Source organism: Draconibacterium sediminis (genome assembly GCF_000949475.1).
Lineage (GTDB): Bacteria > Bacteroidota > Bacteroidia > Bacteroidales > Prolixibacteraceae > Draconibacterium > Draconibacterium sediminis.
In genome coordinates this window covers 43,755-64,569 of sequence record NZ_JRHC01000008.1, presented here as the reverse complement: position 1 = coordinate 64,569, position 20,815 = coordinate 43,755, and the positions used below count along the sequence as shown (strand labels likewise).

11 protein-coding genes are annotated in these 20,815 nt (G+C 43.4%); 3 read left to right on the top strand and 8 right to left on the bottom strand.

Annotation, left to right across the window (positions count from 1 at the left end; all coding sequences use genetic code 11):
* Nucleotides 1-2: 2 nt before the first annotated feature.
* Together LH29_RS21975 and LH29_RS21970 are read left to right on the top strand one after the other, a co-directional pair.
* The gene (locus LH29_RS21975; protein ID WP_045033491.1) at nucleotides 3-704 is read left to right on the top strand and encodes a hypothetical protein; all 702 of its coding nucleotides are present in this window, start codon (nucleotides 3-5) and stop codon (nucleotides 702-704) included.
* A 103-nt stretch (nucleotides 705-807) separates the two neighbouring features.
* On the top strand, nucleotides 808-1,986 hold the full coding sequence (locus LH29_RS21970; RefSeq protein WP_157493796.1) for an efflux RND transporter periplasmic adaptor subunit: 1,179 nt from the start codon (nucleotides 808-810) through the stop codon (nucleotides 1,984-1,986).
* A gap of 124 nt (nucleotides 1,987-2,110) precedes the next feature.
* Here LH29_RS21970 and LH29_RS21965 read toward each other — a convergent pair whose 3' ends face one another.
* The 8 genes from LH29_RS21965 to LH29_RS21930 all read right to left on the bottom strand — a co-directional run bounded on the left by LH29_RS21965 (nucleotide 2,111) and on the right by LH29_RS21930 (nucleotide 17,666).
* Nucleotides 2,111-3,724 (bottom strand): sulfatase family protein, encoded by a 1,614-nt coding sequence (locus LH29_RS21965; protein WP_045033489.1) that lies wholly within the window; start codon nucleotides 3,722-3,724, stop codon nucleotides 2,111-2,113.
* A gap of 18 nt (nucleotides 3,725-3,742) precedes the next feature.
* Nucleotides 3,743-6,028 (bottom strand): beta-glucosidase BglX, encoded by a 2,286-nt coding sequence (bglX, locus tag LH29_RS21960; RefSeq protein WP_045033488.1) that lies wholly within the window; start codon nucleotides 6,026-6,028, stop codon nucleotides 3,743-3,745.
* 21 nt (nucleotides 6,029-6,049) lie between these two features.
* Complete coding sequence (locus tag LH29_RS21955; protein WP_045033487.1) at nucleotides 6,050-7,861, bottom strand: family 43 glycosylhydrolase; 1,812 nt, start codon at nucleotides 7,859-7,861, stop codon at nucleotides 6,050-6,052.
* Nucleotides 7,862-7,879: 18 nt separating this feature from the next.
* Nucleotides 7,880-9,238 (bottom strand): glucoamylase family protein, encoded by a 1,359-nt coding sequence (locus LH29_RS21950; protein ID WP_045033486.1) that lies wholly within the window; start codon nucleotides 9,236-9,238, stop codon nucleotides 7,880-7,882.
* A gap of 3 nt (nucleotides 9,239-9,241) precedes the next feature.
* Nucleotides 9,242-11,197 (bottom strand): glucoamylase family protein, encoded by a 1,956-nt coding sequence (locus LH29_RS21945; RefSeq protein ID WP_232302873.1) that lies wholly within the window; start codon nucleotides 11,195-11,197, stop codon nucleotides 9,242-9,244.
* A gap of 131 nt (nucleotides 11,198-11,328) precedes the next feature.
* Nucleotides 11,329-13,077: a LamG domain-containing protein gene (locus tag LH29_RS21940; protein WP_045033484.1), complete on the bottom strand. Its 1,749-nt coding sequence runs from the start codon at nucleotides 13,075-13,077 to the stop codon at nucleotides 11,329-11,331.
* Nucleotides 13,078-13,088: 11 nt separating this feature from the next.
* On the bottom strand, nucleotides 13,089-14,621 hold the full coding sequence (locus tag LH29_RS21935; RefSeq protein ID WP_045033483.1) for a RagB/SusD family nutrient uptake outer membrane protein: 1,533 nt from the start codon (nucleotides 14,619-14,621) through the stop codon (nucleotides 13,089-13,091).
* 12 nt (nucleotides 14,622-14,633) lie between these two features.
* Nucleotides 14,634-17,666: a SusC/RagA family TonB-linked outer membrane protein gene (locus LH29_RS21930; protein WP_045033482.1), complete on the bottom strand. Its 3,033-nt coding sequence runs from the start codon at nucleotides 17,664-17,666 to the stop codon at nucleotides 14,634-14,636.
* Nucleotides 17,667-17,973: 307 nt separating this feature from the next.
* Here LH29_RS21930 and LH29_RS21925 point away from each other — a divergent pair, with 307 nt between their 5' ends.
* Nucleotides 17,974-20,808: a helix-turn-helix and ligand-binding sensor domain-containing protein gene (locus LH29_RS21925; protein WP_052671174.1), complete on the top strand. Its 2,835-nt coding sequence runs from the start codon at nucleotides 17,974-17,976 to the stop codon at nucleotides 20,806-20,808.
* Nucleotides 20,809-20,815 lie beyond the last annotated feature (7 nt).

Below are 20,815 nucleotides of genomic sequence, written 5' to 3'. Positions count from 1 at the left end.
TCATGGGAAATAAAAAGATGGAGGTATTCGTAAACCTCACAAAAAAAGATATGGTTGTTTCGGTTGAAGAAAAAATTCTTCCTGAAAGCATGGTATTCGAATCGTTAAATCCGTTTCCCGGATACTACCATAATCTACCGACCGATCCGGGGTCGATGTACATTTACCTGGTGCTGGATAAGCAATATCCGTTGGAAGAAGTTCTAAGAGCGACTCAGGCCATAGAAAAAAAGTACGACTGGAATTTTGATGCCGGAAAAGCCTACATGTCTATCGGCTCAACTTTTCTTAACGCGATACGAATCAAACACCTGCCATCGCTTGATTTGCTGGTGAAAATTCAGGAGGCTTATGTGGATCAGGGGATTCATTTCCTGATGAAAAAGAAACTAAAAGGTAAACTGGAAGCCAATGTTAAAATCGTTAAATTTCTTGAGCTGGAGAAACTGGCTGATGGCATTTTCCTGAACTCACAGGATCCAACTTTTGCTTATATTGAGGTACCAAAATATCTCGACTCGGAAGAGTTCATAAAAGTTTCGATGGATGTAAAGTACAACTGGGAAGGGCATGAATTTGATGCCGCCAGTGCTTCATTTTATATTGATGGCAAGCTGGTTGAAGCCGTACGTATTTTCTCCGATAAAATGGATGTGAACTACCTGAGTGCCATTAAAAAATTATATGTTGATAAGATTGACTAGTAACAGTATTTGAGATAACAGGAAGGCAGCAGAATTTTTGCTGCCTTTTTTTGTGTCTGCATTTTTGTACATTTGGTTAACTTTGTATAAAACTGGAACCATTATGTATAACAGATCCCGATTATTTGTTTTTAGCCTTCTGGCAATTTTGGCCAGCGTATTGTTTGCCTGTAAAGGAAATTCAGACAAATCAGAAATAAAAACCGAAGTTGTAGATCGTGGCCCGGTGGTGGCTTCGTTTAAATGCCAGGGAAGTGTGCGTGCGGCCAATGTTGTGTCGGTAATCAATCCTTTGCGAAACTCGGTGGTTGCCGTGCATAAAATGCCCGGCGAGCGGGTTGAAAAAGGTGAGCTTATTATGCAGCTCAGCAAAGCACAATTACTGGAAGAAATTGCCGATCTGAATAACCAGATACAACAAAAAGAAAATGCCCTTGAGAAAAACCGCTTAAATGTAAAAAGTGTTCAGCTTGACCTGAACCAGGGGGAAGAGGCAAAAAAGGCACGTGTTCTGAATATGCAACATTCGCTCGAGCAGCAGGAAAAACTGTTGGAAGCCGGCGGCACATCGCAGGCAAGAGTCGATCAAATAAAACAAAACCTGTTGCTGGCCGAGCAGGATTTAAACAACCAGGCCGAAAAGAATTCGCTACGTTTGCAGCAGCTGGAAATGGATGAGCGCAACCTGGCCTTACAAATCGAGTCGTTTAAAAAAAGTATGAATACACAACGTGCCATTTTACAAAAAACGGACGTAAAAGCACCTGTTTCGGGCGTTTTACTGGAAATAGCAGGTAATGTTGGCGACTATGTTTCGCTCGATCAGGCAATGGTAAAAATTGCCGATGAAAGCACCTCTAAAATTGTTGGAACCGCCGGAAAAAATAAACTCGATCGTATTCAGGCGGGGGGAGAAGTGGAAGTGACCGTGAACAACGAGACTTTTATGGGAACCATCGGCCAGGTTTACGACGATGAAAATTCGGAGTCGGTATCGTTTGATGTTTTTGTTGCCGAAAATGATCAGCAAAAACTAAAAGGAGCTGAAAATGTTGAGCTTCTGGTAAAAGCCAATGATAAAGAGAATGTGCTACGAATACGAAAATTACCGGGAATGAGATTGTCGCAACATTTCGATGTTTTGCTTCAAAAACAAGATGAGGTTATACGCACCGAAATTGTTTTGGGAACCATTGGTAAAGATTACTGCGAAATTATTTCAGGTGTTGACGAAGGCGATGTTATTCGGGTTGAAGATCCTTCTACCGCTCAGTTGCAATAAATCATACGAATTTTAATAAGGTAATTACTCCGCTGAAAAAATTGTAGTTGCTTTCAAAAAATATCGGCAAGCTGGTAAAATAGCAACTTACCGATATTTTTTATAGAAAAGGTGATAGTAAGGATTATTTTATCAATCCCCGGTCTTTGTACTTTTGGATAAAAGCCTGATCCAGTTCATCAGAATCTTTGTATTGCACACGCAAATCCTGTAACTTTTTCGTCAAAGCTGTAACTACATTCGCATAAGCCGGATCGTTGTACACATTATTAAGTTCTAGCGGATCTTTTTTGCGGTCGTACAATTCCCACTCGTCAACATCGTAGTAAAAGTGCGCCAGCTTAAATTCGGTGGTTACAATTCCGTAGTGGCGTTTCACCATATGAAATCCCGGGTACTCATAATAATGGTAATAAACCGCATCGCGGGTCCAGGCAGCAGTGTCGCCAGCCAGCAGCGGTATCAGGCTTTCGCCCTGCATATCCGACGGTGCTTCAATACCGGCAGCTTCCAGAAAAGTTTGTGCAAAATCGAGGTTTTGCACCATTTCATCCGAAACCGACCCGGGAGCAATTTTCCCCGGCCACTTTACCAAAAGTGGTGTTTTAAACGATTCATTATAAATAAAACGTTTATCGAACCAGCCGTGTTCTCCCAGATAAAATCCCTGATCAGATGTATAAACAACAATTGTATTTTTGTCCAGTCCTTTCTCTTTCAAATGATCGAGCAACCGACCAACATTTTCATCTACCGATGCAATACAGCCCAGGTAATCCTGCATATAACGCTGGTATTTCCAACGCATAAATGCCGAGTCGTTCATCGTTGGGTATAGTTTTGCAAACTCTTCATTTATCGGTCCGTAAACAGCATCCCAACTGGCTTTTTGTTCCTCGGTAAAACGGGCATATTTGCTTTTAAAAACGTTAAATCCCCATTCCGACATTTCCCTAACGCCCAACTCTTTTGCCAACTCCGGGTAAATTTTATTATCAGCCGAAACAGTCATGTGTTTTAGCAGATTCATTTCAGCTTCTTTAGCTGCCGATCCTCTGCCTTTATAATCATCGAATAAGGTTTCCGGTTCGGGGAAAGTTTTTTGGGTAAACTCTTTATAATGGCGTTCGGCCGGGAACCACTCGCGATGAGGTGCCTTGTGCAAATACATCAGCAAAAAGGGCTTATCGTCTTGCCGGCGGTTATCCATCCAGTCGATTGTTAGATCGGTGATTACGTCGGTTACATAACCCTGAATCGTCGTATCGCCGGTGTTGGTAATAAAATCGGGATTGTAGTAATCGCCTTGCCCGGGAAGGATCTTAAACTCATCAAACCCCTTTGGATTGTTTCCGAAATGCAGCTTGCCAAACATAGCGGTTTGATAGCCGGCATTCTGCAATAGTTGCGGGAAAGTAACATTCGTTGTGTCGAATGGAAAGTTATTATCAATTTTCCCGTGAATGTGCGTGTGTTTTCCGGTAAGAATGGTTGCCCGCGACGGAGCACAAATCGAGTTGGAAACACAGGCATTGGTAAACAACATTCCTTCGTCGGCAATCCGGTCGATATTTGGCGTTTGTATTAGCTTATCATCGTAAGCACTGATGGCCTGGTACGCATGATCGTCGCTCATGATAAAAATTATATTCGGACGTTGCGGTGTATTCTCTTTTTGCGAGCAGGCTCCTAAAAGGACTGCCGATGCAAAAAGAATTATGACATAAAAACTTTTCATTTTAGTTGGTTTAGGTTTTTATTGCAATGTAAATTTTGTTGCCAGCGAGGCGTTTGAATCACCTCCAACATAAATTTCAAATTCACCGGGTTCAGCATAAAACGAAAGGTCGGCATGATAAAATGCCAAATCTTCGTTGGTAATGGTAAATTCCACCGTTTTGGTTTCGCCTTTTGAAATAGAAACTTTTTCAAATCCTTTCAGCAAACGTAGCGGTGGCGTAATACTGGCTACCATATCGCGGATATACAGCTGAACCACTTCTTCACCATCAAAATCGCCGGTGTTGGTCACTTCAACTGATACTTTTAATTCGTCATTATTGGTGATTGTTGCTTTGTCAATACTTAAGTTTTTAAACTCAAAGGATGTGTAGCTCAACCCATAACCAAATGGGAAAAGAGGAGAGTTGGGTGCATCTAAATAATTCGATTTAAATTTTTGGAAGGTATCGCCATCCTGCGGGCGACCTGTATTTTTTATGCTGTAATAAATTGGCACCTGACCAACATTTACAGGGAAAGTCGCTGTTAATTTACCCGAAGGATTGTAGTCGCCAAACAGAACGTCGGGCAGCGCATTTCCGCCTTCAACACCGGCATGCCACATTTGCAAAAAGGCATCAGCCAGTTCCACTTCTTCAGCAATCTCCATCGGGCGGCCACTCATATTTACTACCACCAGCGGTTTTCCTGTTTTTGCCAGTTCTTTCAGTAATTTCTTTTGACTTTGCGGCATGGTAATATCCGTGCGGCTTGATGATTCTCCTGTCATTTCAGTGGCTTCTCCAACAACAGCAACAATTACATCAGCCTTTTGCGACACTGCAACAGCTTCGCGCAACATGGTTTCAGGCGAACGCTCGTCGATAAAAATTTTGGGGCCAAACACATTTATTTTTTTTGCAAACTCAGGATCGTTGCAAATGTTAGCACCTTTTGCATGAAGAATATTCACGTTGTCACCAACCACATTCTGAAAGCCTTCCAAAACGGTAACCGCCAGATTAAAGTCTCCTGTTGGCGCCCATGTCCCGAGCATGTTGCTGCGACTGTCAACCAGAGGGCCAACCAAAGCCACGGTTCCTGATTTTTTTAGTGGCAGCAACTGGTTTTCGTTTTTCAATAGTACCATCGAACTGGCCGCAGCTTCTCTGGCGACCTTGCGATGTTCTGCGGTTAAAATATCGTTTTCAGGACGGGTTTTGTCGAAGTAACGATACGGATCTTCAAAAAGGCCCAGTTTGTATTTCGCTTCCAGAACCCTGCGGCACGCTGTATTAATGTCTTCCTCTGTTACTTTACCTTCTTCCAGCGACTTTTCAAGCGTAGTGAGAAATCCTTCTCCCACCATGTCCATATCCAAACCGGCTTTTAATGCAAGGGCCGAAACTGCCTGCAAATCGCCCAAACCGTGAGCAATCATTTCATTTACCGAAGTATAATCTGAAACCACAAAACCATCAAATCCCCACATGTCGCGCAATACGGTGGTAAGTAACCATTTGTTACCGCTTGCAGGTATGCCGTCCACATCGTTAAACGACGACATTACACAACCAACACCGGCATCGATAGCTGCTTTGTACGGCGGAAAATATTCGTTAAACATTCTCAGGTGGCTCATATCAACTGTATTGTAGTCGCGGCCGGCTTCGGCAGCTCCATACAACGCAAAGTGTTTTACAGTTGCCATCATCGTTGTAGTTGCGGTCAGGTCGTTTTGCTGATAGCCATTTACCATTGCTTTTGCAATCTCAGACCCCAAAAACGGATCTTCGCCGGCTCCTTCAGAAATTCGTCCCCAACGCGGATCGCGCGATACGTCAACCATTGGCGAAAAGTTCCAGAAAATACCGTCTGCAGTCGCTTCTTTGGCAGCAATCTGTGCCGTTTTTTCTATTAGTTCCATGTCCCAGGTACTGGCTAATCCCAAAGGTAACGGGAAGGTAGTTTTGTAACCATGAATCACATCCGAACCAAAAATCATCGGAATGCCAAGGCGGCTTTCTTCAACAGCCAGTTGCTGCGCCTGACGGGTTTTCTCCGGCCCGTAAACACCAAAGATACCACCTACTTTTCCGGTTTTTATTTTCTCTTCCACACCGGTACTTACTACCGATCCGGTGGGAATTCCACCTCCCGGCGTGATCAGGTTCAGCTGACCAATTTTTTCCTGGATGGTCATTTTTGCCATCAAATCGGAAACAAAAATATCCATTTCGGAATCACCCGAGTTGCTCGTCGGTGTTCCACATCCTGCTAATAAAAATAGTACTGCAACAAATAATAAAAAGCGTGACATATCTAACCAATTTTATAGTTTCTAATCAATTTTAACGGACTCCGTTTGTTCCGAAATTCCATTTTCGTTGAATGCTTCAATCGAAAAATAGTAGGGCGTATCGCGATCGAGACAGCGCATAAAATGCTCGTTAGTGTCGTAAAGCTGCCACGAGTGGTAGAGTTTATCGGGAGCAATTCCCCAGCGGATATTGTATCCCTGCGCACCTTTTACAGGTTTCCATGCGAAGGAAATATCCCGGCGGTCATCCTGGCGTGTTATCTCAAAATCTTTTACTGCGGCAGGTTTCTTACCGAGCCCCAAACCAAATACGCGAATCTCGCTCATGGCAAAGTTATTTCCCGGCATCTCGATGTTTTTATAACGAACAAATTTTGCTTCCACCGGCTGATTCAACACAATGTATGCGTTTGGTGAATCTTTGTAACTGTTACTACGGTCAACAACGGTTTGCCAGTTACTTCCGTCTGTTGAAGCTTCGATAATAAACCGATGTCGCAACCCTTCGGTGCGTGTATAAATACCCGATTCATAATCATGGAAATTCAATTGAAAAGCATAAATATTTCCGGGATTCAACATCTCTATACTTATCCATTGTTTATCGTCGTTGGCTTCGGCTACCCAAAATGTTTTCGGGTTTTCATCGGTCAACACATTGGCGGTAATTTCATCTTTATCGTTTTTTTCGAGGGGTAATTCATGTACCTCAACCTCATCGTTATTTGAGGTAAATTTCATAATCTGTTGCAACGATGATGAAACGGTAACTTTTCCTTTGTACGACAATAACATCCAGCCGCAATGCTCGCCGGCTTTTGTGGGATGATCGGGGCCAAAACGCGGGTAATCGCCATAGGCCGTATTCGAGTACATCAAACCATCTTCATCAAAATAAGTTGGAAACATGCACAGACGGCGTTCCCATTGTGCATTAGAAGCCAAGGCCATAGTTGCAAAATGCCAGTATTGCCCGTTGGTTTGTTTTACTGTTATTCCGTGGCCCGCACCGTTGGTAAAACCTCCCGGTTTAAAACTCATGGGGTTATTTTTCATATACGAGAAAGGCCCCAGTGGCGAATCGCCAACGTAAACGCCATCGGCATAAACATTAAATTGAGTGCCCGGCGCTGCGTATTGCAGGTAATATTTCCCGTTGTGTTTGGTCATAGAGGCGCCTTCCATGTAACCTTCTTTTAAGGTTGGGTGAAAGTTGTTCTCGCCAAAACGTTCCCAGCCGTGCTCTTCTTCCACCAGGTTTATCAGGTCTTTTTTTACTCCCGTTTCAAGGAAACGATCATTTTTATTCAACTCTTTAACCCGAATCGGATGCAAATTCGACGAGCCCCAGTACAAATAGGTTTTTCCGTCGTCATCAATAAAAAGTTCTGAATCCTGAATATTATTCGAAATGGATGGGGTAGGTGTCCATTTGCCGCTTTTCGGATCGTCGGTATAAAGAATACTTCCATAACCTGCCGGATCGCCCGCAAAATACACCAGCGAATCTTTGTAATTAAAAGCAGTTGGTGCATTACATCCTTCGAAAAACCACTGCTGAGGTTTAATAAAATCCCAGTGCACCAGATCGGATGAATGCCAGTATCCAAAAGAGCGGGTAACAAACATAAAGTATTCACCACGGAACTCAATTACTGCCGGATCGGCACCCGATCGATATGAAATATTACGGGCCGAATTGTAAACCATGTAGGTGTAATCGATATCCAATGGATTACAGTAGGTATTTGGAACAATAGTTTGTGCCAGACCGCTGCTAATTATAAGCAGGGCAAATAAAGTTGTTCCAATGAGTTTTTTTAAGGTTTGCATTGCTTCTTAATCTATCTGTTATGGTGTTTCAAATCCCAACTTCGCTAGCCCTGCCTGCACATCTTCGTTTCTCATAAATAAGTCCCACAAAAGGCCGCTTCGGTAATTTTCAATCATCACCGGAATTGGTCCCTGATCGATAGCCAGATAACGAGGCAAATACCAATTTTCTGTTTGGCAGTATGCATCGTAAGGCCCGTATTTTCCCACCAGTGAATCGGCATCCAGATACAGGTATTTCAGAAATTGCATTGATTCTTTTGGCGTATATGGAAACGATGAAAGTGCTGCCGTTGGAGAAATTACTCCCAGGTCGGCATCTCCGGGACGATGACCTGCATAACCGCGCATGGAATAACTTGACGTAAATCCCCATTGATTTTCGCCATATCCTTTGTAATTTTTCGGATTATCAAGCGCGTAACGATAATGAATTGTGGCATGATTTACATTCAGTTTCCAGTAGTCGGCATACTTGTCTTTTAACCCTTTCGGATTCAGACCAAGGTACGAGTAATGTGCCCAAAACAGTGGCCCTATCGGATCGTCGTTGTGTTCATAAAAGTTAAGCACGGTACTCAGACCGTAGTAAATGGTGTCTTTTGCAATGTCTCCGTTAAGCGCCCAGCCTTTGTCGTAAACAGCCGGCGAAATTGGATGCGTTGGCGATGAAGCCGCCAGAACATACATAATCAGACACTCGTTGTAACCACCCACCGGAAAATTCATATCCCAGCCATAATTGGGCGACCAGTGCCAGTACAGCACATCTTTTCCCTGCGTGTACCAGTCCCATTCCACGTCTTCCCACAGTTGCTGAATATCGGCCACCAACTGCTGCTCTGCGTCATTTCCACCTTTATAATATTCGGCAACTGCCAATAAGCCCTGGATCATAAAAGCCGTTTCCACCAAATCGCCGCCATCATCTTTTTTGCTGAATGGCTTTACTTTACCTGTTGGTCCGTCGAGCCAGTGTGGCCACGCACCGTGAAAACGATCGGCTTTTCCGAGGTAATCCACAATTCGCTGAAAACGTTCAAGCGCCTGCTCGCGTGTGATAAATCCGCGTTCGATACCTACCAAAATTGCCATCACTCCGAATCCGGAACCGCCAAGTGTTACCACATCCTGATCGTTTTGCGGATATACATTGTCCATGTGAATGCGTTCGCGTGCCATTCCTGAAACCGGTTCAGCACCGTCCCAGAAATACTGAAAGGTTTGGTATTGCACCAAATTCAGCAAAGAGTCTTCAAGTGAATTTTTGGCTTCCTGTATCTTTTCAACTGATTTTTGGCTTCCGGTTTTACATCCCGAAAAACCCAGTGTAACAATCAGTGCAATCAATACTATTGGAAATATAATTTTTTTCATGTGCTAGTATGTAAAATCAAGTTTCGTCAATCCGGATTTTACTTCAGGACACGACATAAACAGGTCCCAAAGCAGGTTGGTCCGGTAGTTTTCAATCATTACTACAATCGGCCCCTGATCGATAGCCAGGTATGAATCGGCCACCCAGCCGTTGGTAAAATCAAAAGCATCGTAGAATCCATATTCTCCCCACAATTTATCTCCAAGTGTGTAGTAGAAATAGCGCAAAGCTTCCATCGATTCTTCAGGTGTGTAAGGCATCGACGACAGCGCTGCGGTAGGTGTAAGAACACCCCGGTCGTTGTTTGGCGAGTGTGCCGAATACCCCGAATAACCATCGCTGGCCGTAAGTCCCCAGCATTCATCGGAATAGGCTACATAGTTTTGCGGATTATCTGCGCAGTAAGCCTGATTTATTTTTGAGTGGGTAATATTTTGCTCCCAGTAATTGGCATACTGATCGGAAAGATTTCGCGGATCGAGCCCGAGGAATGAATAGTGCGAAAAGAACAATGGTCCACCCATGTCGCTGCGCAATGGCAAAGTATAACTGTAATACGAATTGTTACCGGTGTTCATCATGTCGCCATCACGCGCCCAGCCTTTGGTGTACACGTCTTTGTTGATGGTATGCGTTGGCGACGAAGCAGCCAGAACATAAATAATAAGCGCTTCGTTCCAACCTCTTATCTTCATATTCATTATCCAGTCGTTATTGGCCGACCAGTGCCAGTACAACACATCTTGTCCGCCTTGTGTGTACCAGTCCCATTCGATGGTTTCCCAAAGCGTGTTGATCTTATCGATCAGAGATGATTCCTGCGAATTACCGGCATTCAGGTATTGACGCACGGTCAGTAAGCCCTGCATCATAAATGCTGTTTCAACCAGGTCGCCACCATCGTCGTTTGTACTGAATGGAATGGTTTTTCCGGTTTCGCCGTTAAGCCAGTGTGGCCACACACCGTGAAAACGATCGGCGTTGGTTAAAAAGTCGACAATAGTTTCCAGCCTGTCAACTCCTTGCTGGCGGGTAATAAATCCGCGTTCGATACCCACCAGTATCGACATCACTCCAAAACCGGAACCGCCAGTAGTAACCGTATTTCCCGAAGTATTTCGTTCGCGTGCTAATCCGCTTACCGGATGCGCGAAATCCCAGAAATATTTAAATGTTTGCTTTTGTACCAGCGTGAGGAGTTCTTCGTCAGAAATTACAGGGAATTTTGGAGTGGTATCGGCTTGTGTGTAAAAGTTCAGTTCCAGCCCGTCGAAAGGTCGGCCAATACGATTTTCAATGTCTGATGAAATGGCAAAAACGGTTTTACTAAAACCTTCCATTTCCTGCGAAATCTCAACAGAAATTGTTTGTTCGTCTACCTGAATTAATGTTGATGCTACCGACGCGCCATTGCTGGAATACGATGAGTAAAGGGAAATGTCGTTTTTTGAAACAGCTGAGTTAAATTGCAGCCGGATAACCGGTTTGCGGTTGATGTTTAAAATTCGCGACAGCGGATTGTAGGCCACATCATCGATCTGCACACTTTCTAAAACCAATGGTGTGGTGAGTGTTGAAAAGGTATACGTTTGTCCTTTAAAAGGCTCTTCGTTTGCCCCTTTTAATCCGGATGAGATTGTTAAGGTGTAAGTTGCATTTTCATCCAGGTCCTGATGATCGATCTTAATCAACTGGTTATTGTTGAAATAGGAAAAAGTTAATGCCAGGGGATTGTTGGCTGCATCGAATAGATTGATGCTTGCCTCGGCAGATACCATATTCACCGCAGCGTTGAAACGGATCTCAATCGTTTCGTCGATGGCAATGTTTGTGTTTTGGCCACTTGCGGTAAGTGCTGTTTCGCCAATGTAGGCGTAAGTAATTGCCAGATCTTCACCTGGTTTTTCTACCTCGGAATCATCTTTGCTACAGGAAACGATCGTTACTATAAGCAACAAGAGGAATAATAATTTATGGAAAATTCGCATCAATATATGCAGATAAGCGTGTTGTTAATATTCAAAAAAAAGTTTGAATTGACCCACTGCAAATCACAGTGGGCCAATTCTGTAAACTACCTTATATTACTCTATAAACCGTCTTGCATCATTAAAGTCACTTCTTCAGCAGAAAGTGCTTTTTTGAATAGGTACAGTTCGTCCATTAAACTTTCGTCCGACTTGTGATTCCAGCCGCTAAAACGTGGCGATCCCGACATGATAGAAAGCAAGTCGCAGCCGGTCCAGTCGATGCCTGAGAAAGCACCTTGTTTTACTTCAACACCATCAATGTAAACGCGCGCTTCGGTACCCGAAATGGCAAATGCCATGTGTACCCAGTTGCCTGTTGTTGGATCAACATCGGCAGCCGCGCCGCCATCGAACCACGAATCGGCAGTTCCGTTACCGGCATTTAGTTTAAAACGTTGCATGCCACTGGCATTTTCGCGGAAGAAGCGGAAACCACTTGTTCTGTCGTTTTGCGCATCAGGATTGGCTGAATCTTCCGGCCCCATAACTAAAATACCTGCGCGGTCAGGCGTTGCATTTATATTCATCCAGAAACTGGCACTGAATTCTTCTCCCTGGATGTCAACATCGGCAGTTGAAAAAGAAAGATAAGCATCAGCGGCTCCCTGGTAGGCATCACCATCAACACCACCACCATAATCCAATGCAGGATTACCAACAACAGTTGCATCTTCACTGCTAATGGCTTCTTTAAAATCTCCGTTAAAATCCATATAGAAAGAAGCCTGCTCTTTCAGCATTATAGTGTGGACTTCCTCCTGCGTAAGCGCTGTATTGAAAATACGTAATTCATCCATTAAACTTCCATCAGAAAGATGGTTCCAGCCTGTCCAGTTTGGAGCACCCGACATAATTGAGATTACATTACAATCAGTCCAGTCAATTCCACTGAAATCTCCCTCTTTTACCAATTCTCCATTGATATAAACTTCTGCGCTCGTTTCTGAAATACTAAAAGCAAAGTGTGTCCACTCGCCGGTATTTGGTTCAACATCGGCAGCTGCACCACCATCGAACCAGCTATCAGCAGTTCCGTTTCCGGCATTAAGCTTAAAACGTTGAGTTGCACCAGAGTTACTGGCTTCGCGGAAGAAACGGAATCCTTTAGAACGGTCGTTATTGTTGTCGGCTGGAGGAGCTACTACCAGAATTCCTGCTCTGTCCATGCTGTTATCAACTTTCAGCCAGAAACTTGCACTAACTTCAGTTGCTCCCTGCAGAATTGTTGTAGGGAATGTGAGGTACGAATCAGCAGCGCCGCTATAAGCTGTTCCTTTCTGAATACCGTCAGCAAATGTAGGATTTCCCACTTTTGTTGCCAGTTGAAGGCTGTTCATTTCGCGGAATTCGTTGTTAAACGGCATGTAGAAAATTTCGCCTTCGTATTGTGGTACGTATGGCGGCGATTTTGCAAAGTTTACCGTTGCCGTTGTTGTCTTACCATCCAGGTCGGTGGCTGTTATGCTTAATACGTGCGAGCCTGTTGTAACATTGTCGTAAGTATAGGTTCTCATTGCTACGCGGTAATCCATAAACTCCAAATAGCTGGCAATTTCAGCACCGTCGATATTTACCTTAATGGATCCGATTTCAATATCGTCTCGCACTTCAAAGTCAATATCTACCGAAGCAATAGCATCGTTAGTCTGAATTTCGTAACCTTCGGGCGGAAAGTTAATCGTAACCTGTGGAGCTGTTTCATCTGCTCCCGGATCTACAGCCGATATTCCATCGATGTAGTTTTGATCGCATGCATTGAAAGCAAAAAGTATCAATGCAAGTATAAATAATTTATTATAAGTCTTCATGTTTTATCGTTTTAGTCAATTCCTTCTTCCAATTGTGGTAATTCAGCAACCTGATCGGCCGGAAATGGCAAATAGGCTTTGTCCATCGTAAATGTTCTTCCACCATACGAAAGGGCACTTGTGTTTTCCGTACGCACCATATCGTAATAGCGGGTACCCCATTCCATTGCCAGTTCAGCAAATTTTTCATCCAGTACATCCTGAGTTGTAACACCCGACAAGTTGGTTAATCCGGCACGTGCGCGAACCATGTTCACTGCATCGTCGGCACTCATTGAAATACTGCTTGATGCACCACGGGTAAGCGCTTCGGCGTACATCAGCAACATTTCTGAATAGCGGATAACGATAAAGTTTTTGTTACTTCCGTAAGATGTTCTTCCGGGAACCAGTTCAGTAGAAGGCTGGCTGTGTTTTCCACTCACAAAATTCATGCGGGCGTTGTTGTTAAAAATATCACCTTCGCGGTTGGTATTGGTAATCCACTCCGGAATTGTACCATAGTCATTTCTCAACTCAGTAATTCCGTCAGGAGTGAAAATAACACTGGTTTCCAGACGCACACTCTCGCCTCTGTCGAGCATAAATTCGATGTATTTCAGTGTGGGTTCATAAAATCCCCAACCTGCTCCGGCGCCGGTAACAACGGGTGTCCATCCGCCAATACCAAATGGGGCAAACAGGAAACCAAAACGGTCGCCTTCTCCCTGGTTGAAATCAGAATACTGGAATTCCATGATATTCTCGTCATCCAATTTACCTGCCTTTTTGAATAGGTGATAAAAGTCGTCGGCTAACTTGAACTCGCCCGAGTTGATAATTTGCGACGTTGCATTTACCACACCCTGATAATCTTTCATTTCCTGGTAGGCCAGTGCCTGAATTGCATAAGCAGTGTAAGTGGTCATACCTCCAGGAATATCAGTACGTTTGTTTGGATGCATATCCGGAAGGTTTGGAATTGCATCGGTCATTTCGTCAACAATATATTGCATTACCTGTGCCTTGTTACTCACCGGTGTATTCTGGATATTATCCAGCTGGTCGATAACGATACAGCCTCCAAAAGTTCGTGCAATGTTAAGGTATAGGTAAGCACGCATTACACGACATTCGGCAATGTACTGATCGGCCATAGCATTGTTCCCCGATGCTTCGCGGTACTTATTGATCTCGTCGATTGCAGTAAATGCATTTACAATGTCGTTGTAGTGTTGTTGCCACACCGAGTTTGGATTCCAGTGACTGGCCTGGTACATGTAATTATCCTGTTCCTGCATTGGAACCTGGTCGCCGGCAGCATTTACATCGTCGCCTCTGATTCCCAGTGTTAATGGCTCTTCCCATGCGCGGGTGTACAAACCCTGATAGGCTCCCAGTAATGGTAAAATCATATTTTCGCCAATGGTGTAATCTACGTCGCTGGTAAACGATTCGTTCTCAAAAGGTTGATCCAGTTTGTCGGTACATCCAATTCCCGACACCAATAACAGCCCGCTTAATAGTACGGGTGTAAAATATTTTATTAATAGTTTCTTCTTCATGTCTTAAAGTGTTTAGAATTTTAGATTTACCCCAATTGTATAAACGGCCGGAACCGGATAAAACTGGCGGTCGATACCGTTGTTAACTTCAGGATTGAATCCGTTGTATTTAAATACAGTAAGCGGCTTTTCAGCAGTTACAAAAACTCTTGCATCGGGCATTCCGGCACCAAACAGCTTTTTGCCATCAATGTTGTACGCCAGCTGAATATTCTGGATGCGGAAGAAGTTTCCGTCTTCAACCAGGTAATCGCTAAAGTTCTGGTTCCATCCGCGACGTAGTGCCGAAGCCGATGGGTATTTGTTCGATGTGCCTTCGCCTGTCCAAAGTCCGTTGGCCAAATCAGCATCGATGTTGGTGTCGTTTGTCCAGATGATCTCACCACGTTTACGGTTAAGAATTTTGTTGCCTGTCTGGCCCATAATGTTCATCGAGAATTCGAAATCCTTATAATTCAGTCCGATAAATCCACCGTAAGAGAACGTTGGAATGTATGAACCAAGGAATACCTTGTCGTCGTCGTTGATCACATCATCATTGTTCTGATCGACAAACCTGAAATCGCCCGGAACCAGCGAATTGGCAACAGCTACCGGATCAGCATTAATTTCGGCCTCGTTTTGGTAAATACCTGCTACTTCGTAACCATAGAATGAAAGCAATGGCTCGCCAACCTGAGAACGTTGTCTGAACTCGGCCTGACCTCCGTTAATGTAGGTTTGTCCGTAAAGGTCGCGAACTTCGTTTTTCAGTGTTGAAATGTTCACACCAAGGTTGTAGCTAAAATCTCTGTTAATTTCGTTTCTCCACGCTACTGCCAGTTCCAAACCTGAGTTACGGATGGTACCAACGTTACGTAAAACGCTTCCCGATTGCAATTTCAAACTTACCGGGATAGCAGCATCTTCCGTGTCGCGGATGAAGTAGTCGGCATCAATGGTTAAACGGTTGTCAAACAATTCGGCGTTTAAACCAATGTTTGTTCCGGTAACGGTTTCCCAACCCAAATAACCAAACGTACTTGTTGTTGTTGTTCCGTCAACCTGCATATCGTCGATTGCCAAAAATACCGGGTTGGTAGTGTTTGCTCCATCCTGGCGGGCAATTTTATCGTTACCCAGTTTTCCCCATCCACCTCTTAATTTAAGGTAGTTAAGAAAACCAACATTTTCCATAAAACTTTCTTCGGTAACTACCCATCCTAAACCAAAGGCAGGGAAAGTACCCCATTTCTCCTGGTACTTTTGTGTTCCTTCCTGGCGGATGGTGAAATAAGCGATGTATTTGTTATCGTAGTTGTATGATAAACGTCCGAAATAAGAAACACCGTACAGACGCTCTCCGTTATCGCCAACTTGTTTTGATGTTTCCGACTGCGACTGGTTAATGTACCATGCATTTTCGTTCAGCGGAATATCTTCGGCCGAACCGCCCAGATAATCATACCACTCGTCGCGGTACGACATACCGGCCATTGCGGTAATATTGTGGTCGCCAAAACTGTCAGTATATGTCAATGTGTTATCAAAGAAATGATTTACATTGGTGGTTCGCGATGATGAAATGGAAGATAAAGTTCTTCGTGTCGAGTTAGTGATGTAATAAGGCAATCCAACACTTCGAGACTTCAGGAACATCATTGAAGAATTGTATGCACTTTTAAATGTCAACAGATTTGGAAGGATGTCAACCTCGGCATAAATACCGGCAAGTATTTTTCTGATATCCTGACGCGAATCGTTATAAGCTAGATTTAAAAACGGGTTTTGCGAACCGCGGTAATCCAATAATTGTGCACTCGAATAATTACTTGGGTAATCAATTCCCTGTGCTACCAAATCGTCGTAATTCTGCTGGTCGTATACCGGAAGGATCGGTACAGCATGATATGCGCTAAACCAGGCTGCATCGCTTGCAATGTAGCGGGTTCCGTTACTTACATTAAAGTTTACCCCGGTTTTTAACCAGCTGTTTGCCTGGTGATCGATTGATGCACGAATATTCATTCTTTTATACGAATCTTCAGCTTCAAGCAAACCTTCCTGATCGTAATAATTCACTCCCATCGAGTAAGACGTTTTGTCGTTACCACCCAACACAGAAACCGAGTGGTTTTGCTGGCGGGCATGCGACTTCATAATCTCGGCATACCAGTCGGTATTTACGTTTGGTACATTCGGGTTCACGCGGCTACGGCCATAACGTTGCATGGCATTTTCAACAAAACTAATGTCGGCTGCCGATCCGGTTTGGTAAACGTAATCAACAAATTGTTCGGCGTTGGCCATTTGCATTACGTTTTGCGGAACCTGAATACCGTAATATCCTTCGTAGGTAATACTGGTTTGCGTGTTTAACGAACCTTTTTTGGTGGTTATAAGTACCACGCCGTTTGCTGCCCTAACACCATAAATTGCCGATGCCGAAGCATCTTTTAAAACCGATAAGGTTTCAATATCCGATGGGTTAAGGAAATCGATGTTGTCGAAATACATTCCGTCAACAACATACAAAGGCGATGAATTACTGCTTCCCGGAAATGATCCGATACCTCGAATACGAACTGTTGGTGAACTACCAGGCGATCCTGAGTTTACAATCTGAACACCGGCGACTTTTCCCTGCAACGATTGCATGGCCTGTCCGGCAGGTGTTTTTACCAGCTCGTCAGATTTCAGTGTGGAAATTGAAGAGGTAAGATCGGCCTTTTTCATCGATCCGTAACCAATAACAACAACTTCCTCAAGTCCAACTACATCTTCCTGCAACTGTATGTTAAACGTTCCTGCTTGTTGAGGATTAATTTCCTGAGGGAGAAAACCAATGTAACTAAAAACTACAGTGGCTCCCTGTTTTACCGACAAGGTATAGTTGCCGTCAATGTTTGTAACAACTCCGTTAGTTGTCCCTTTTTCCAAAACGGATACTCCCGGCAGAGTTATTCCGTTTGCATCAACCACCGAGCCGGAGATAGAAATTCTATCCTGCGCAAATAGTGTTGAAAACGAAAAAAGGAGAAATACAATAAAGAATGTTTTTCGCATAACTTTAAAATTTGAATTAGTTTGATGTCAAAGGTATGGTGTCGGCAAGGCGGAAAACAATCAAATAAATACACTATTGATACTTTCGACTAAAGTGAATCGCTTTAACAACCTCATCATTACCTCATCCTGTAAAATAAACAGTAATTGTAAGTAGTTGTAAAACAGGGTTTAAAATGGTTGTTTGTTTGTGAATTCTTTTTATTTTTTTGTACATTTAATTTTATTTATTTCGTAAAAAATGGGGTTTAGAGTAGAAAATAGAGGAATTACATCCATTTGTCATCTGTAAAATCATTAACATTCGATGCTAAAAACCGGAACAAAATCGATCATTGGTACCATCTTTTTGGTGGTTTGGGCTATCACTTCCCTGGCGTTGGAGGAGGAAACGGGAGTGGTAAAGTTTGATCAGACCATCTATAAAGGGGCCCGGCAAAACTGGGGTGTTAGTATTGCCAACAATGGCATTGTATATGTTGCCAATCATGCGGGACTTCTCTCGTTCGACGGTACCAACTGGACGATGAACCGGTTACCAAATAATACAATTGTACGCTCGGTAAAAGCCGTTGGCGACTCGATTGTATATACCGGTGGATACATGGAGCTGGGTTATTGGAAACCAACTCCAACGGGCGAACTGGTTTACAAATCGCTAAACCCGAAAGCAGCCGTTTTTTTTAAAGATAATCCGAACCTGGAGTTTTGGAACATCGCGGTAAAGGACGATCATGTGTATTTTCAATCGTTTGGCAATATACTTACCTACCATAACGACAGTATTTATTCTTTGCACCTTGGTGGTGGTATTTCGGTAATGAACCAGGTAAACGACCGTGTTTTGGTGGCGATCAGAGACAATGGAATCTGGGAGGTTGAAAAGGATGAAGTAAAACGAATTATTTTCGATGATGCGCTTATCGGAACCACGGTTAAATTTATTATCCCTGGGAATAACGAAAACCTTCTAATTGGTACTGCCGACAGAGGAATTTTTGTTTGGGATGGAACCGGGCTGAAACAATGGAACGATGACTGGACCTCGTATTTTATTGAGAACGAGCTCAACCGGGCCAGCCGAAATGAAAACGGACAATTTATTATTGGTTCGCTGGTTGACGGAATTGTGGTATTTGATCGGTTCGGGAAACGGATAACACATGTAAATTCAAGAAACGGGCTTCCGAATAACACGGTGTTGGGTATTGCTAGCGATGAACGCGGGAATACCTGGCTGGCACTTGATATTGGAATTGGTTTTGTTGCCGACAATCCCAACAAGAGTTTTGTGGTTAAAAAGTTGCCGGGAGCGGGTGCCATTTACTCCACAGCCATTTTCGAGAACAAACTATACCTTGGTACAAATCAGGGTTTGTTTGAAAGATCGCTCGATTTGAATAGCGATGATATTAAACTTGTGCCAGGCACACAAGACCAGATATGGGACCTGAAAGTAAGTGACGACGAACTATTAATAGGGCACAACCAGGGGAGTTTTGCGCTGAGGAATGGAGAAAAAAGAGCAATATCTTCGGAAGGAGGCGCATTTAATTTTGTGCAGGATCCGTTTCATCCCGATTTGCTTTTGCAATCGACCTATAACCGCATTGTTGTGTACAACAAAACCAACAAGGGAATTGAGTTTCGAAACTACATCGAGGATTTTAGTAACCTGATCCGTTATATTGAATTCGATCATTTAGGAAATATCTGGGCCAGCCACATGCACCGCGGGATTTTTAAAATTCAGGTGGATGAAGAGCGTACAAAAGCCGTGGACGAACCTGAATATTTCGGAGAGGAGACTTTTGGAAAAGACCATTCAATACATGTTTTTAAAATTGAAAAACGCATTGTATTTACTACCGGCGAAAAGTTATATACCTTCGACGATCTTACCAATACCATTCTTCCTTACGATACAATAAACGCCAGTTTGGGAAAGTATGCGGCGTCCAACCGGATAATAAAAGCGCCCAACAATTATTATTGGTTTATCGAATCAACATCAATAGGTCTGTTCTCCATTGTACAAACCGATGTTAAACTGATTAAAGAGTTCCCAACGTCATTGTTCAACGATCCGTTACTGGTTGATGGATTCGAAAATATCCTTCCGTTAAATCAATATTCCGGTATTTTGTGTTTGCAAAACGGCCTGGCTTTTCTTGATGCTTCGGTAAGCGACTCCGCCACAAGTATGGTTGGACGGTACGCTCCTGAAGTGAGAAGTATTGAGCTGCAAAGCAACGGTGGGAGATCGGTATTTTTGCCACTTAACACCAGTGAACCCGAGATTAAAAACACGCTGAACAACGTAAAAATTCGCTTCTCTTTTCCGATGCTCAACGAATTTCCGGTATCGTACAAGTATTTTTTACGAGGATTACATCTGGGCTGGTCGGGAAGTGTGACCGACCCCGAATTTCAGTTTGAAAGGTTACCACGCGGAGAATACCAGTTACAGGTAAAAGCTGTTGATATCTGGGGTAACGAAAGTCAGCTTTACACCTTCAATTTTAAAATTCTGCCACCACTGTTGGCTACCAAACTGGCCATATTTCTGTATATGTTTATTTTAATCGGAGCGCTTTTGCTATTCCGGCGGTGGGGGGTAAAACAAACTCAAAAGAAAGAGCAATTGCAACACGAAAAACGCGAGCGGGAACTCATTCGCCTGCGAAATGATAAACTACGGAGCGAAGTGCGGTTTAAAAGTAAAGAGCTGGCCAACTCTACCATGGCGATAATTCGTAAAAACGAATTTTTGATCGACCTGAAAAACATTATACGGAAACAAAAAGAAGAGCTGGGATCGCGTTACCCCGACAAGTATTTTAATTACTTAAACAATAAAATTGACGAAAATATATCGAGCCGAGACGACCGCCAGATTTTTGAAAACAATTTCGAGCGGGCACACGAACAGTTCTTTCATAAGATGAAGGACAGATATCCCGACCTTACATCGAGCGACCTACAATTGTGTGCTTATCTGCGGATGAATTTATCGTCGAAAGAAATTGCACCGCTGCTTGGAATCTCCATCCGTGGCGTTGAAAACCACCGTTACAAATTAAGGAAAAAGCTCAACCTCCAACCTGAAGATTCGCTTACTGATGTGATGCTTTCGGTGTGATTATCCG